This window comes from Saccharopolyspora karakumensis, from assembly GCF_004349225.1.
GTDB lineage: Bacteria > Actinomycetota > Actinomycetes > Mycobacteriales > Pseudonocardiaceae > Saccharopolyspora > Saccharopolyspora endophytica.
In genome coordinates this window covers 180,998-194,149 of record NZ_SMLA01000002.1, presented here as the reverse complement: position 1 = coordinate 194,149, position 13,152 = coordinate 180,998, and the positions used below count along the sequence as shown (strand labels likewise).

Below are 13,152 nucleotides of genomic sequence, written 5' to 3'. Positions count from 1 at the left end.
AAGTGGTGCGAACACCGGGGAACGGTGAGACGCCAACCACCCGATCCGCTGCTCCGCGCCGGACAGTCCGACGGGGAGTTCCGGCGGCACGACCCTTACACCGTAGCCATTTGTGAATGCATGCACAAAGTCGGCGGGGGCGAGCGCACCGGAGGCGCAAACCTTCTCCGCCATCATTGCGGATACCCCCCTGAAGTGCCAAAACGGGTGGTACAGGGCACGTGACCGACGTCGCCGGACTCCGAGACGGGTCAGTTCGCCAGCGCGCGGCGGAAGCGCTCTTCCTCGACCTTCCAGAAACCGTGCTCGACTCCATCGATCAAGATCACCGGGACGCGGTCGCCGTACTCGGCGCGCAGCTCCGAGTCGGTGTCGACATCGCTGACCGACCACGCGACGCCCAGCTCATCGCAGATCCGGCGCACGTCGGCGATCGCGTCGACGCAGGAGTGGCAGCCCTCGCGGGACATGACGGTCACCTCGTGCACGTCGCCTCCTCGGCGAGTCGTTCGAAAAATTTCAGCGCTTCCAACGTACTCAGCCCGCGACGCCGCGGAGACCGGGCTCACCGGCACGACCGAGCAGCTCACGTGCGCAAAATCACCCGGCGTGATCATGGTCATTCCGCCCGAACAACACGGAGCGCGACCAGACCGTCACCGCAAAGATCTACCTACTTCCGAGTAACAACACGTATGCTGCTGCTCCAACGCTCACCCCGGTGGGCGTTAGCCAGTCGAGTGAAGGCCCGATCGAGCGGTACCGGCGCGACCCGTCGTAGCCGATCGGTCCCCGGATCAGGTGCCCGTCACGGGTACGACGACATGGTTGCCGGCCCGATGCGGTCCCAGAACCACCAGCGCCGGTGAAGCCAACGAAGGCAGGAGGTCGCCGGAGATGAGCAGCCCCAAGACGCTCACACCCCCCGCCCCCGACACCGCAGACCTCACTCAACACGTCTCGCCGCGGCCGCTGAGTTCAACGCGCACGAACGTCTCCGTGCCGGACAGCTGGCCGACCGAGAAGTTCACCCCGGACACCTGGGCCTACGTCAGCGCGGCGCAGCAAGGCGACAACGACGCCTTCGGCAGGCTCTACGACGAGTACTCCCAGACCGTCTACCGGTACGTGCTGTTCAGGGTCAGCGATCACAGCCTGGCCGAGGACATCACCAGCGAGACGTTCCTGCGGGCGCTGCGTCGCATCGCCTCGATCAGCTACCAGGGCCGCGACGTGGCCGCCTGGTTCATCACCATCGCGAAGAACCTCATACTCGATCACATCAAGTCGAGCCGGAATCGCCTGGAGATCCCGACCTCCGAGGTCACCGACCACCTGCCCGCCAAGGGCTCGCACGTCGGGCCCGAGCACCAGGTGCTGCTCGACGCCACCAACGACGAGCTGCTGCAGTGCATCCGGCAGCTCAACCCCGACCAGCGGGAATGCATCCGGCTGCGGTTCCTCAAGGACATGTCGGTGACCGAGACGGCCATCGCCATGCAACGCAACGAGGGCGCTGTCAAGGCCCTGCAGCACCGCGCGGTCCGCAGACTGGCGCAACTCCTGCCCGACGATCTCCGATAGTGCTTGCCGATCCCGGCGGAGGTGCGCAATCGTGGCGCGGACGAGGTCTTAAGCTATGAGGCAGCCGCCCCGGACCGGGGCCGGTTGGCGATCACGGACTTCGCACACCACCACTCCGGAGGACCCTGGGAGGCGCGGCGGTGCCGACACGGCAGGGCTCGGCCGATGACGCGGACCACAACGGCATGCGCACGTCCAGCACAGAGCAGATCGACAGCGCGAAAGTAGCGGGTCGCGCCTCAGCCGAGGCGGCGGTTGCAGCCGCCCCGGTTCAGGACGGCACGCTCACGACACCGCCGGACCTGACCGCGGCGGCGTTCTTCGACGTCGACAACACGATGATGATGGGCGCCTCGCTGTTCCACTTCGCGCGAGGCCTGGCCGCCCGGAAGTTCTTCAACCCGGGTGACCTGGCCGGGTTCGCCTGGCAGCAGCTGAAGTTCCGGATCGGTGGCCGGGAGAACCCGCAGGACATCCAGGCCAGCCGCGAGCAGGCGCTGTCGTTCGTCGCCGGGCGCAGCGTCGAGGAGCTGGTCAACCTCAGCGAGGAGATCTACGACGAGCTGATGGCCGATCGGATCTGGGCGGGCACCCGCGCGCTCGCGCAGATGCACCTCGACGCCGGGCAGCGGGTGTGGCTGGTCACCGCCACGCCCGTCGAGCTGGCCTCGATCATCGCCCGCCGGCTCGGCCTGACCGGCGCGCTGGGCACGGTCTCCGAGAGCGAGAACGGCATCTACACCGGACGCCTCGTCGGCGAGATGTTGCACGGCCGCGCCAAGGCCCACGCCGTGCGCGCGATCGCCGCCAGCGAGGGCCTGGACCTTCGCCGCTGCACCGCCTACTCCGACTCGGCCAACGACATCCCGATGCTGTCCGTCGTGGGCACCGCCGTGGCGGTCAACCCGGACCAGCGGCTGCGCGAGATCGCCCGAGCCCGGGACTGGGAGGTCCGCGACTTCCGCACCGGGCGCAAGGCCGTCCGCATCGGCCTCAACTCCATGCTCGGCGCGGGCGCCGCAGCGGGCGCGGTCGCAGCAGGCCTCGCCTACCGCCGCAGAGACCGCTCCTGACCAGCGCCGCAGGCGTCAGGCAAGCGGCGAAGCCGCTTTCTCAGTACCCCACCTGAGCAACTCGCACCGCCGGGGGTTCTCAGACGTCCTCCGGTGAGGACAGCCGCAACGCCGCGTATTCGACATGCTCAAGTCGCGGATCCCGCAGCCAGAGGACGTCTGAGGTTCACCCGCACCGCCCAGCAAACCGACGACCCTCAACCGGAAATGTCGACCATCCAGTTGATGCCGTGCCTGTCGGTGCACATCCCGAACTCATCGCCCCACATCTGCTTCTCCAGCGGGACGTGGACCTGACCGCCTTCGGCCAGCTTGACGAAGTAGCCGCGCAGCGCGTCGGCGTCGGCCGCCTCGCCGCTGATGCTGATCGAGAAGTTGCTGCCGGGTTGGGTGGCCATGTCCGGCGGGGCGTCGGCCGCCATCAGCGTGAAACCGAGCTGCGTGATCAGGTTGCCGTGCATGATCTTGTCCGCGGACGGCCCGTCGGCCTGGCCGAACTGGCCGTAGGTGTTCAGCGTCAGTTCGCCGCCGAGCACCGACTGGTAGAACTCCAACGCCTGCCTGGCGTCGCCGTTGAACTGCAGGTACGGGTTGAGCTTCGCCGCCACCGTCGATCGCCTCCAGCACTAGGGGTGCGGGGTGGGACCGGCGCGGCGGCATCCCCGACCGCCGCGCCGGTCCGCTACATCCTCGTCACGCGGCGGCGCCCCACGCACGCCCGGCGGCCCCGGATCATCAGTCCGGGTGGACATCAGCCGAGGAAGACGTTGGTGCGCTGCGACAACAGCCGGTAGAGCGTCTGCTGGATGATCTCCCTGACCTGGTCGGACAGGCTGAACACCAGCATCGGGTCGTCCGCCGCGCCCTCCGGGTACCCGGAGGTCTCGATCGGTTCACCGAACTCGATGTACCACTTCGAGGGCAGCGGCACCGCGCCCAGCGGACCGAAGTGCGGGAACAGCGGCGTCACCGGGAAGTAGGGCAGGCCCAGCAGCCGGGCGATCGGCTTCAGGTCCGCCAGCTTCGGGTAGATCTCCTCGGCGCCCACGATCGCGCAGGGGATGATCGGAGCGCCGGTGCGCAGCGCGGCCGAGACGAAACCGCCGCGACCGAAGCGCTGCAGCTTGTAGCGGTCCTTGAACGGTTTGCCGATGCCCTTGAAGCCCTCCGGCCACACGCCGACGATCTCGCCGCCGGTCAGCAGCCGCTCGGCATCGGGGTTGCACGCCAGCGTGTGCCCGGCCTTGCGGGCCACCGCGCCCAGCATCGGCATCCGGAACACCAGGTCCGCGCCCAGCATCCGCAGGTGCCGCTCGGCCGGGTGGTGGTCGTGCAGCGCGACGGTGGTCATCAGCGCGTCCCACGGCAAGGTGCCCGAGTGGTTGGCGACGACCAGCGCTCCGTCATCGGGAACGTTGTGCGCGCCGATGGTCTCCACCCGGAACCACTTCTCGTAGAACGGGCGGATCAGCCGCAGGAAGACCTCGTCGGTGAGCTCCTCGTCGAAGCCGAACTCGTCGACCCGGTAGTCGCCGAGCAGCCGGCGCCGGGCGAAGGCGAGCACGTCGATGACGGCCTCCTCCCAGCCCGGCTCGCCCGGGGAGGGGGGAATCCGGTCACCGTTCTCCGGTCGCAACGGGATCACCTGCGCATCGGCCATCGCGCCTCCGTCTCGCCTTCCGCTCACCGCAGTCTCGACAGCAGTTCTCCGGCGCGCCGCTCCAACGCCATGATGTTCTCCGGTTCCACGACCGGGCGCAGGCCGCGGCCGCGCACGAAGTCGTCGAACGCCTGCTGGGTGGTCCAGCGCGGGGTGAACCCGAAGGTCTCACGGAGCCGCGTGGTGTCCAGCACCCGGCCGAAGTTGAGGAAGCGCAGCTGCTCCGGCGAGAAGTCCACCAGCCGGGCGCTGCGGAACAGCTGGGTCACGGCGGGCACCGACGGGCTCGGCAGCGGCAGCGCCACCCGGCCCGCCCGGCGGATCGCCTGCGAGAGCATCAGCACCCCGTCACCGGCCACGTTGTAGACGCCGGTCTTGTCGCCCAGCGTCGCGCGCTCCAGCACGGCCAGCGCGTCCTCGGAGTGCAGCAGCTGGAAGCGCGCGTCGAAACCGAGGACGGTGGGCACCACCGGCAGCATGAAGTAGCGGGCCAGCATCGCGTCGATGCGCGGGCCGATCAGGTTCGAGAACCGCAGCGTCGTGACGTCCACGTCGGGCCGACGGCGGCCGAAGCCGCGCACGTAGCCCTCGATCTCCACGGCGTCCTTGGCGTAACCGGACGACGGCAGGTCCTTCGGCTCGATGTCCTCGGTGAACACCGCGGGATCGCGCGAGCTGGACCCGTAGACGGCGCAGGTGGAGCGCACCACGACCTTGCGGACCCGCGGCGACTGCTGGCAGGCCGCCAGCAGCTGCATGGAGCCGATGACGTTCATGTCCTTGAGCGTCGCCCGGCCGCCGGGACCCGTGTGGGTGTTGATCGCCGCGTGCACCACGGTGTCGACGCCGGCGTTGTTGATCACCTTGCTGATCAGCGGGTTGCGGATGTCGGCGCGCACGAACTCGGTGCGCCCCATCCGCCGCATCAGGTCGCGGCCGGGCTGGACCGTGTCCACGCCCAGCACCCGATCGATCGCCGGATCGGCCGCCAGCCGCGCCGCCAGGTGACCGCCCAGGAAGCGGCTCACACCCGTCACCAGCACGACGTTCGGCCCCATGTTCACCCCGCGCAGTCGAAGGAGTGCCGCCCGAGATCGATGCTACAGGCGGACCCGCCTCCGACCAGCCAGCCCGGCGTTACCGGGCGGGGTCGAAAAAGCAAAACCGCCGTCGACTCCGAGGGTCGACGGCGGATTTGGTCAGATCACTTGCCCAACTTGCGACGCTGGACGCGCGTCTTGCGAAGCAGCTTGCGGTGCTTCTTCTTGGACATACGCTTGCGGCGCTTCTTGATGACCGAGCCCATGCGGACTCCTTCACTCTTGACGGCGGTTCGAACGTCTTCCGTGCCGGAGCAGCTGCCAGGAGCGCATCAGGCACGACCAACCCAAAACTTTACCTGCCCTGGTCTCGGCCCTGCCGCCGTGGTCCGGCAAGCGCGGTTCGATCACCCCCGGGCGCACCTGGGGGTGATCTCCACGAGCGGCTCAACCCGCGTCGTAGTAGGCGTGTTCGAGGTAGGCGTGGACGTCCTTCTCGGCCACGCGGAACGAGCGGCCCACCCTGGCAGCGGGCAGCTCACCCGCGTGCACCAGCCGGTAGACCGTCATCTTCGACACCCGCATCAGCTTGGCCACCTCGGCGACGGTGAGGAACCGCACCTGGCCCATGCTCGGAGGTGCCTGGCGACCGGGTTCGGAGTTCGCAGACATGCTTCACCGTGCCCTCCACACGTGTCGCCCCCGGCGGCTTCCCCGTCCGCCGGAAACCTCACGCACGTGCTCCATCGAGACTAACGGGACACAGAGCAATTGTTGAGTTGACTTTTGGCCCGTTGGTTGCCGGTCGCCCTGCTCGGCGGTGCACGTGGCGGAACCTGAGCGCCTTCGTGGGCTCCGCGCGCCGCTCCTTGAGCATGTGAACGCGCGGCGTCACGGCGTACTCGCCACGAAGGCGCTGAAGAACCCGCGGCGGTGCAAGCTGCTCGGGTGGGGTGAAGACCTTCGGTGCTTGCCTGACGTGCCTCGGCGTTGCTCCCGTGGGGTGCTGAGGAACCGGCTTCGCCGGTTGCCTGACGGTGGTTGGTCGGGCTGTCAGTCGTCCTCTTCGTGGGCTTTGCCGAGTTCGACCGAGCGGTCTCGTGCTGCCTCGATGGCGTCGATGAGGGCTGCTCGGACTCCGTGCTTCTCCAGCTCGCGGATGCCGGCGATGGTGGTGCCCGCCGGGGAGGTGACCGCCTCGCGGAGCATGACGGGGTGCCCACCGCCCTCGCGGAGCATGGCCGCCGCGCCGACCGCGGACTGGACGATGAGGTCGGCGGCCGTGGCGCGCGGGATGCCCAGCAGGATCCCGGCGTCGATCATGGCCTCGACCAGGTAGAAGAAGTACGCGGGACCCGAACCCGACAGCGCGGTGACCGCGTCCTGCTGGCTCTCCGGAACCCTCGCGACCTTGCCGACGCTGCCCAGCAGCTCCTCGACCAGGTCCAGGTCGCGGCCCGAGGCGTGCGCGCCACCGGAGATGGCGGCCATGGCCTCGCCGACCAGCATCGGGGTGTTCGGCATGACCCGGACGACCGCCGTGCCCTCCGGCAGCCGGCGCTCGAACAGCTTCGTCGGCAGGCCCGCGCACAGCGACACGACCAGCTTGCCGGCAGGGATCTTCGGCGCCATCTCGTCCAGCAGCGGCTCGATGTCCTGCGGCTTGACCGCCACCACGATCACGTCCGCGCGCTCCACCGCCGCGGGCACGTCCACGTGCGAGATGCCGTAGGTCTTGGTCAGCTCCTCGGCACGGGTCGGGAAGCGCTCGGTGAACAGCAGATCGGACGGGGCTCGTCCGGCTTTGATCAGGCCCGAGAGCAGGGCTTCTCCGATCTTTCCGGCTCCGAGCACGGCGATGGTCGTCATGAGGCTCAGGGTGCCAGACCACGCTGCGTGTCGACCCCTCCCGTTGACCCGCACCGGCGGCTACTGTGTTTCGCACCACACATCGAAGGTCTTTCACCCCGCCGCCACCACGCGATCCCCACAGCGAAGGAGCTTCGACCATGTTGAGCACGATGAACGACGGCCCCCTCTCGATCGCCCGGATCATGCGGCAGGGCACCGGTCCGCACGGTGCCACCGCCGAAGTCGTGACCTGGACCGGAGCCGAGCCCCGGCGCAGCCGGTACGCCGAGGTCGGCCGGGAAGCCGCGCGGCTGGCGCACGCGCTGCGCGGGCTCGGCGTCACGGGTGACCAGCGCGTCGGCACGTTCATGTGGAACAACGCCGAGCACCTGACCGCCTACCTCGCGGTGCCGTCCATGGGGGCGGTGCTGCACACCCTCAACATCCGGCTGTTCCCGGAGCAGCTGGTCTACGTCGCCAACCACGCCGAGGACCACGTGGTGCTGGTCGACCACACCCTGCTGCCGCTGTTCGCCAAGCTGCTGCCCGAGATGAAGACCGTCCGGCACGCGGTCGTGGTCGGCGGTGACGCGAGCGCCCTGGAGGCACCTCCGGGCGTCGAGGTGCACGGCTACGCGGACCTGCTGGCCGGGCGGCCGGAGGAGTTCGACTGGCCCGAGCTGGACGAGCGCTCCGCCGCGGCGATGTGCTACACGTCCGGGACCACCGCCAACCCCAAGGGCGTCGTCTACTCGCACCGCTCGATCTACCTGCACTCGATGCAGGTGTGCATGACCGACGGCATGGCCCTAGAGCAGGGCGACCGGGGGCTCGCGGTGGTGCCGATGTTCCACGCGATGTCGTGGGGCCTGCCCTACGCGGCGTTCATGGTCGGCGCCTCGATGATCATGCCGGACCGGTTCCTGCAGCCCGAACCGCTGGTGGCGATGATGGCCGCCGAGCGCCCGACGATGGCCGCGGCGGTGCCGACGATCTGGCAGGGCGTGCTCGCGGAGCTGGAGGAGGAACCCCGCGACATCTCCTCGCTGCGCGAGGTCGTGATCGGCGGTTCGGCGTGCCCGCCGGCGATGATGCGGACCTTCCAGGAGGACTACGGCATCACGGTCGTGCACGCCTGGGGCATGACCGAGACCTCGCCGCTGGGCAGCCTCGCCCGGCCGCCCGCCGGAGTCACCGGCGAGGACGAGTGGGCCTACCGCGTGAGCCAGGGACGGCTGCCCGCCTCGGTGGAGGCGCGGCTGGTCGACGACGACGGCCGGATCCTGCAATGGGACGGCCAGAGCGTCGGTGAGCTGGAGGTTCGCGGCCCGTGGGTCGCCGAGGCCTACTACGGCGACGACGATCCGGAGAAGTTCCACGACGGCTGGCTGCGCACCGGCGACGTCGGCTACCTGACGCCCGAGGGCTTCCTGCACCTGACCGACCGGGCCAAGGACGTCATCAAGTCCGGCGGCGAGTGGATCTCCTCGGTGGAGCTGGAGAACCAGGTGATGGCCCACCCCGCGGTGGCCGAGGCGATGGTCATCGGCGTCCCGGACGAGAAGTGGTCGGAACGCCCGCTGGTGGCGGTGGTGCTGCGCGAGGGCGAGACCGCCGACGCGGCGGAGCTCCGCGAGTTCCTGTCCGGTTCGGTCGCGCGCTGGCAGCTGCCGGAGTACTGGACGTTCATCACCGAGGCGCCGAAGACCAGCGTCGGCAAGTTCGACAAGAAGCGCCTCCGCAAGCAGCACTCCGAAGGCGATCTCGAGATCATCCACCTCACCTGATCGAGGCGGCGGGGGCGGGGACGAACCGCGGACGTCCCCGCCCCCGCTCCCGCGTCAGGAGGGGGACAGGGCGAGCTGGCGGGCCTGGCAGATGAGGCGACCCACCGAGTCGATGACCTGGACGTCCTCGTCGAACCACTGGCCGTGCACGGCCCGGCAGTCGACCAGCATGCGCAGCCACCCGTTGGCGGGGTGAGCGCGCAGGTAGGCGGTCAGCTGCACCGTCGGCGCCCAGCCGAAGCGGCCCATGTTCAGCGTGACCGGAACCGTGAGGTCCCCCGCGACCAGGCCGAACAGCAGGTCGGGCTGACCCTCGCGCGGCCTGACCCACATCCGGTAGCGGGGCTCGCCGGTGCCGCCGTTGAGGAACTCGGCCGTGTTCGGGTCCAGCCGCAGGTCGCAGACCTCCGCGAGGTGGAAGAACCTCGTGGACTGGCTGAGGTCGATGGCGTCCGGCGGCGGGTTGACCGGCATGGACGGCAGGTCCGACCACTCCGGCTCGGCCGCGGGCATCCGTCCCGCGGTGACCGTCGCGTCGACGCACACCTGGCCGCGCTGCTCCAGCGCCGCGCGCACCACCGTGACGGTCTTGCCGGTCTTGAGCGCCTGCAACCGGATCATCACCGGCCCGACGCGCGGTGGACGCAGGTACTGCGCGCTGATCGACAGCGGTTCGAGCCCGCTGCCGTCGCTGACGGCTCTGGTGAGCAGTGCCAGCAAGTACCCGCCGTGCGGGTTGTCACCGACAGCCCAGTCCGGGTGGAGGTTCGCGACGTAACTGCCGTCGCCGAGCGAACGCACCGAAGTGGCCGCGGAGAACGGATCATGGACCTCGGTCACGTGCGATCCACCGGTCGAACGCCCACTACGCGCAACGAGTTCATGGTCGAAGATTCTAATGACCTTCGCCGAAGTTGATCATCAGGTATCGGTTAGCGGCCCTAAGCTCCCAGCGGCTCCAGGTGGAGACGGGCGAACAGCAGCGCTTCGGCGAGGATTTCCGCTCGTTGCTGGGGATTCCGCGCCTTGCGGGTGTTGACCTCCAGCACCACCGAACCGTCGTAGCCGTCGGCCGCCAGCGCCTCGCAGACCTCCGCGCACGGCTGGCTCCCCTGGCCGGGGAGCAGGTGCTCGTCGCGGGAGGCACCGGTGCCGTCGGCGAGGTGCACGTGCGCGAGGCCGTCGCGCATCCGCTTGAGCAGCTCGATGGCGTCCACGTGCGCCGCGGCGGCGTGCGAGAGGTCCAGCGTGTAGTTGCGGAAGCCCACGTCGGTGGGGTCAGGGGAGGGCTTGAACGCCGAGAGCCCGCTGTTGCTCCGGCCGCTGCGGAGCCGGTTCAGCGTGTTCGGCGGGCGCAGCGGGAACATGTTCTCCACCGCGATCTTGAGGCCGCTGGTCTCCTCCAGCTCCTCGACCAGCTCCGGGAACGCGTCGGCGTAGCGGCGCTGCCAGCGGAACGGCGGGTGCACCACGACCGTCGAAGCGCCCAGCTCGCCGGCCACCACCACGGCCTTGCGCAGGCGCTCCTCGGGTTCCGGCGACCAGACCCGCTGGGTGATCAGCAGGCAGGGCGCGTGCACCGCGAGCACCGGCACGCCGTGCTGCTGCGACAACCGGCTCAGCGCGTCGACGTCCTGGCTGACCGCGTCGGCCCAGACCATCACCTCGACCCCGTCGAAGCCGAGATCGGCGGACATCTCGAAGGCCGCGCGAGCAGGCTGCGGCCACACCGAAGCGCTGGACAGACCCACCGGAATCCGCCCGGGGGTGTCCTGGCGCTCAGGCCGCGATGGTTGTCCCGTCATCTCGAACCAAGCATGACCCACGGCCCTGGTGAGGTTGCGCGGCGGTGGGTCGTCCGGCCTCGCACCGCCCGGCGTTCACCTGTCCGAGCCAACACCGACAACCTCTCACTGATTGATCAACAGCAATGCGGCCGGCGACACCGTGCAGAACAGGCCCACCAGCACCGACAGCAGGATGGTCTGCAGATCGTTGGTGCGGAAGAACTTCCACGCAACGAGCACCAAAAGGCCGGTGAACACCAGTGCCGCGCCGAACGCGGCGATGGTCGCGTTGATCCACAACCAGCGGAATCCCACCCACACGGCACCGCCGCCGACCAGGCCGAGGACGCCCTGCAGCGCGAGCGTGCCCCACTCCTTGCCCGCCGACGGCGGGCGGTCGGCCTCGTCCGGGTCGTAGTCGTCGTTGAGCCCGGCGGGGGCGGAGCTGTCGTAGTCCTCGTCGTAGGCCTGGTCGTACGGCTCGTCGTGGGGCTGCTCGTAGGCGCCGGAGTAGCTCTGCTCGGAGTCGTCGAAGGACTCGTAGTCGTACGGATCAGCGTTGGGCTCGGCCTGCGCCGGGTACGCCTGATCGGCACCGCCGTCTATGCGCGGCAGCTGCTCGGTGAAGTTCTCCGGCAGCTGCGGCGGACCGGCGGGCGCCATCGGCCGCCCCGACCGGGCGGGCGGTGTCGGCAGCGCCGGCTGCCGGATGGTCGCCTCGGCGTCACCGCTCGGCGCGGACGGCGCCGGCGGGTTCGAGGCGGCGCTGCCCGTGCTGCCGAAGCGCTGCGCCCAGTACCCGGCGCTGCCGGGCTTGGGGCCGGACTCGGCAGGCGGTTCGGCCGCGGGACGCGCGGGCGACGCGCTGGGCGGCGACACCGGCCCGGCGGCCTGCGGCGGCTTCGCCGGGGGCTGCGCGGCCGGAGGTTGCGGAGCCGGAGGCTGAGCGGCCGGAGCTTGAGCCGCCGGTGGTGCCGCAGGCGGCTGGGCCGCCGGGGGCTGAGCGGGCGGCTGGCTCGCCGGAGTCGCCTGCGGCGGGGTGGCCGCCGGTCCGCCCTGCCTGCGGCTGGGCGGCGGCTCCTCGTCCGGCTTGACCGGGCGCATCTTGCCGCTGTCGGACAGCACCCGGTTGATGATCTCCTGGGGCGCCGTCTCGGTCGGGTCCTCGGCCTTCCTGCGCCGGCGCCGGGAGCCCTTCTCCGAGCTGCCGCCGTACTCGGCGAGCAGCTCTGCAACGGTGCGCTGGGTGGGCTGGTCCGCCCCGCTGTCCCGACTCATCGTTCCCACCGTGCCCCGTGCCGCGTTCGCAGTCCAGTTCCGTCCACCGGTGCCTCGGTTTCATTCCGTGTCGGGCCGGACGCATTCTCTTGCGCCGGCACGAGCCCGTCCGTGCCCCCCGCACGCACCGGAACGCCGCTCTTGAACGCAGTGTGACTATCTCCGTTGGTGTGGTCCAGCCGCCGAAGGATGACTCCCTCGCGCAACGCCCACGGGCAGATCTCGAGTTCGGTGACCCCCAAGGCCTTCATCGCGGCCTCCGCGACCAGCGCACCGCCGACGAGCTGGTGCGACCGCGCGGCGCTCACACCGTCGAGCGCGGCCAGGTCGCTGGCGGACATGCGTGTGATGAACGCCAAGAGCTGCCGCAGCCCCGTGTCGGTCAGCGTGCGCGACGCGCGCTGCCCCGCCGAGGACGGCGCCGCACCGGTCAGCCGGGCCAGCGAGCGGAACGTCTTCGACGACGCCACCACCCGGTCCGGACGGGCCAGCTTGCGGAACTTCTTGGCGGTGGGCGCCAGCTGACCCTCCAGCCAGTCCCGCGCCTTCTTGATCTCGTCCTGCTTCGGCGGGTCCTTGAGCATCGTGCGGCTCATCCGGCCCGCGCCCAGCGGCAGCGAGACCGCCAGGTCCGGCTGCTCGTCGATGCCCAGCGCCATCTCCAGCGAACCGCCACCGATGTCGAGCAGCAGCAGGTTGCCCGCCGACCAGCCGTACCAGCGGCGGGCCGCGAGGAAGGTGTAGCGGGCCTCGTCCTCGCCCGGCAGCACCTCCAGTTCGACCCCGGTCTCGGCGCGCAGCCGGTCCAGGACCTCCACCGCGTTGTCCGCGTCGCGGATCGCCGAGGTCGCGAAGGCCATCAGCTCGTCGCAACCGGCCACCACGGCCGCATCCCGGGCTTCGGCGATCGTCCGGATCAGTTCGTCGGCGTCGTCGTCGGAGAGCCGTCCGTCGTGCGCACCGATCCGCTCGGCGAGCCGCAGGACGGTCTTCTCCGATGTCATCGGGGTCGGATGCGCACCGCGGTGCGCGTCCACCACGAGCAGGTGGACGGTGTTGGATCCGACGTCGAGGACCCCTAGGCGCATGACC

The 13,152-nt window shown here is 70.0% G+C and carries 14 protein-coding genes; 3 read left to right on the top strand and 11 right to left on the bottom strand.

The window, feature by feature from the left end; genetic code table 11:
• Positions 1 to 251 precede the first annotated feature (251 nt).
• Complete coding sequence (locus tag E1202_RS02200; RefSeq protein WP_132680646.1) at positions 252 to 470, bottom strand: glutaredoxin family protein; 219 nt, start codon at positions 468 to 470, stop codon at positions 252 to 254.
• 427 nt (positions 471 to 897) lie between these two features.
• Between E1202_RS02200 and E1202_RS02195 the strand changes: the two genes are divergently transcribed.
• Entirely contained in the window at positions 898 to 1,584 is a 687-nt protein-coding gene (locus tag E1202_RS02195) for a sigma-70 family RNA polymerase sigma factor (protein WP_132680554.1), read from the top strand.
• Positions 1,585 to 1,769: 185 nt separating this feature from the next.
• On the top strand, positions 1,770 to 2,657 hold the full coding sequence (locus E1202_RS02190; protein ID WP_132680644.1) for an HAD family hydrolase: 888 nt from the start codon (positions 1,770 to 1,772) through the stop codon (positions 2,655 to 2,657).
• A gap of 197 nt (positions 2,658 to 2,854) precedes the next feature.
• Here the strand turns inward: E1202_RS02190 and E1202_RS02185 are convergent, their stop codons facing one another.
• The 6 genes from E1202_RS02185 to proC all read right to left on the bottom strand — a co-directional run bounded on the left by E1202_RS02185 (position 2,855) and on the right by proC (position 7,226).
• Positions 2,855 to 3,265 (bottom strand): VOC family protein, encoded by a 411-nt coding sequence (locus tag E1202_RS02185; protein WP_132680553.1) that lies wholly within the window; start codon positions 3,263 to 3,265, stop codon positions 2,855 to 2,857.
• Between the two features lie 143 nt (positions 3,266 to 3,408).
• Positions 3,409 to 4,317 carry a lysophospholipid acyltransferase family protein gene (locus E1202_RS02180; RefSeq protein ID WP_132671830.1) on the bottom strand — a complete coding sequence of 303 codons (909 nt, stop codon included), beginning with the start codon at positions 4,315 to 4,317 and terminating at the stop codon, positions 3,409 to 3,411.
• A gap of 23 nt (positions 4,318 to 4,340) precedes the next feature.
• Positions 4,341 to 5,375 carry an NAD-dependent epimerase/dehydratase family protein gene (locus E1202_RS02175; protein ID WP_132680552.1) on the bottom strand — a complete coding sequence of 345 codons (1,035 nt, stop codon included), beginning with the start codon at positions 5,373 to 5,375 and terminating at the stop codon, positions 4,341 to 4,343.
• Between the two features lie 146 nt (positions 5,376 to 5,521).
• Positions 5,522 to 5,623 carry a 30S ribosomal protein bS22 gene (locus E1202_RS02170; protein ID WP_010241351.1) on the bottom strand — a complete coding sequence of 34 codons (102 nt, stop codon included), beginning with the start codon at positions 5,621 to 5,623 and terminating at the stop codon, positions 5,522 to 5,524.
• Positions 5,624 to 5,804: 181 nt separating this feature from the next.
• Entirely contained in the window at positions 5,805 to 6,029 is a 225-nt protein-coding gene (locus E1202_RS02165) for a helix-turn-helix domain-containing protein (RefSeq protein ID WP_132621425.1), read from the bottom strand.
• A gap of 381 nt (positions 6,030 to 6,410) precedes the next feature.
• Positions 6,411 to 7,226 carry a pyrroline-5-carboxylate reductase gene (gene proC / locus E1202_RS02160; RefSeq protein WP_132680551.1) on the bottom strand — a complete coding sequence of 272 codons (816 nt, stop codon included), beginning with the start codon at positions 7,224 to 7,226 and terminating at the stop codon, positions 6,411 to 6,413.
• A 140-nt stretch (positions 7,227 to 7,366) separates the two neighbouring features.
• On the opposite strand from proC, the gene E1202_RS02155 reads away from it, so the two are divergent.
• On the top strand, positions 7,367 to 8,995 hold the full coding sequence (locus E1202_RS02155; protein WP_132680550.1) for a long-chain fatty acid--CoA ligase: 1,629 nt from the start codon (positions 7,367 to 7,369) through the stop codon (positions 8,993 to 8,995).
• Positions 8,996 to 9,049: 54 nt separating this feature from the next.
• Here E1202_RS02155 and E1202_RS02150 read toward each other — a convergent pair whose 3' ends face one another.
• The 4 genes from E1202_RS02150 to E1202_RS02135 form a co-directional block, all read right to left on the bottom strand.
• The gene (locus E1202_RS02150; RefSeq protein ID WP_132680549.1) at positions 9,050 to 9,835 is read right to left on the bottom strand and encodes a thioesterase family protein; all 786 of its coding nucleotides are present in this window, start codon (positions 9,833 to 9,835) and stop codon (positions 9,050 to 9,052) included.
• A 101-nt stretch (positions 9,836 to 9,936) separates the two neighbouring features.
• Positions 9,937 to 10,800, bottom strand: coding sequence for a sugar phosphate isomerase/epimerase family protein (locus E1202_RS02145; protein WP_132680548.1), 864 nt, complete (start codon positions 10,798 to 10,800; stop codon positions 9,937 to 9,939).
• A 105-nt stretch (positions 10,801 to 10,905) separates the two neighbouring features.
• Entirely contained in the window at positions 10,906 to 12,060 is a 1,155-nt protein-coding gene (locus E1202_RS02140; protein WP_132680547.1) for a hypothetical protein, read from the bottom strand.
• The gene (locus tag E1202_RS02135) at positions 12,057 to 13,148 is read right to left on the bottom strand and encodes a Ppx/GppA phosphatase family protein (protein WP_132680546.1); all 1,092 of its coding nucleotides are present in this window, start codon (positions 13,146 to 13,148) and stop codon (positions 12,057 to 12,059) included. The genes E1202_RS02140 and E1202_RS02135 overlap by 4 nt, the downstream gene beginning before the upstream one ends.
• Between the last annotated feature and the right edge of the window lie 4 nt (positions 13,149 to 13,152).

What these genes read in the sequence shown, in the direction of transcription:
- E1202_RS02200 (WP_132680646.1), bottom strand. Translation starts at nt 470, where the DNA reads ATGTCCCGCGAGGGCTGCCACTCCTGCGTCGACGCGATCGCCGACGTG.
- E1202_RS02195 (WP_132680554.1), top strand. Translation starts at nt 898, where the DNA reads ATGAGCAGCCCCAAGACGCTCACACCCCCCGCCCCCGACACCGCAGAC.
- E1202_RS02190 (WP_132680644.1), top strand. Translation starts at nt 1,770, where the DNA reads ATGCGCACGTCCAGCACAGAGCAGATCGACAGCGCGAAAGTAGCGGGT.
- E1202_RS02180 (WP_132671830.1), bottom strand. Translation starts at nt 4,317, where the DNA reads ATGGCCGATGCGCAGGTGATCCCGTTGCGACCGGAGAACGGTGACCGG.
- E1202_RS02175 (WP_132680552.1), bottom strand. Translation starts at nt 5,375, where the DNA reads ATGGGGCCGAACGTCGTGCTGGTGACGGGTGTGAGCCGCTTCCTGGGC.
- E1202_RS02170 (WP_010241351.1), bottom strand. Translation starts at nt 5,623, where the DNA reads ATGGGCTCGGTCATCAAGAAGCGCCGCAAGCGTATGTCCAAGAAGAAG.
- E1202_RS02165 (WP_132621425.1), bottom strand. Translation starts at nt 6,029, where the DNA reads ATGTCTGCGAACTCCGAACCCGGTCGCCAGGCACCTCCGAGCATGGGC.
- proC (WP_132680551.1), bottom strand. Translation starts at nt 7,226, where the DNA reads ATGACGACCATCGCCGTGCTCGGAGCCGGAAAGATCGGAGAAGCCCTG.
- E1202_RS02155 (WP_132680550.1), top strand. Translation starts at nt 7,367, where the DNA reads ATGTTGAGCACGATGAACGACGGCCCCCTCTCGATCGCCCGGATCATG.
- E1202_RS02145 (WP_132680548.1), bottom strand. Translation starts at nt 10,800, where the DNA reads ATGACGGGACAACCATCGCGGCCTGAGCGCCAGGACACCCCCGGGCGG.
- E1202_RS02140 (WP_132680547.1), bottom strand. Translation starts at nt 12,060, where the DNA reads ATGAGTCGGGACAGCGGGGCGGACCAGCCCACCCAGCGCACCGTTGCA.
- E1202_RS02135 (WP_132680546.1), bottom strand. Translation starts at nt 13,148, where the DNA reads ATGCGCCTAGGGGTCCTCGACGTCGGATCCAACACCGTCCACCTGCTC.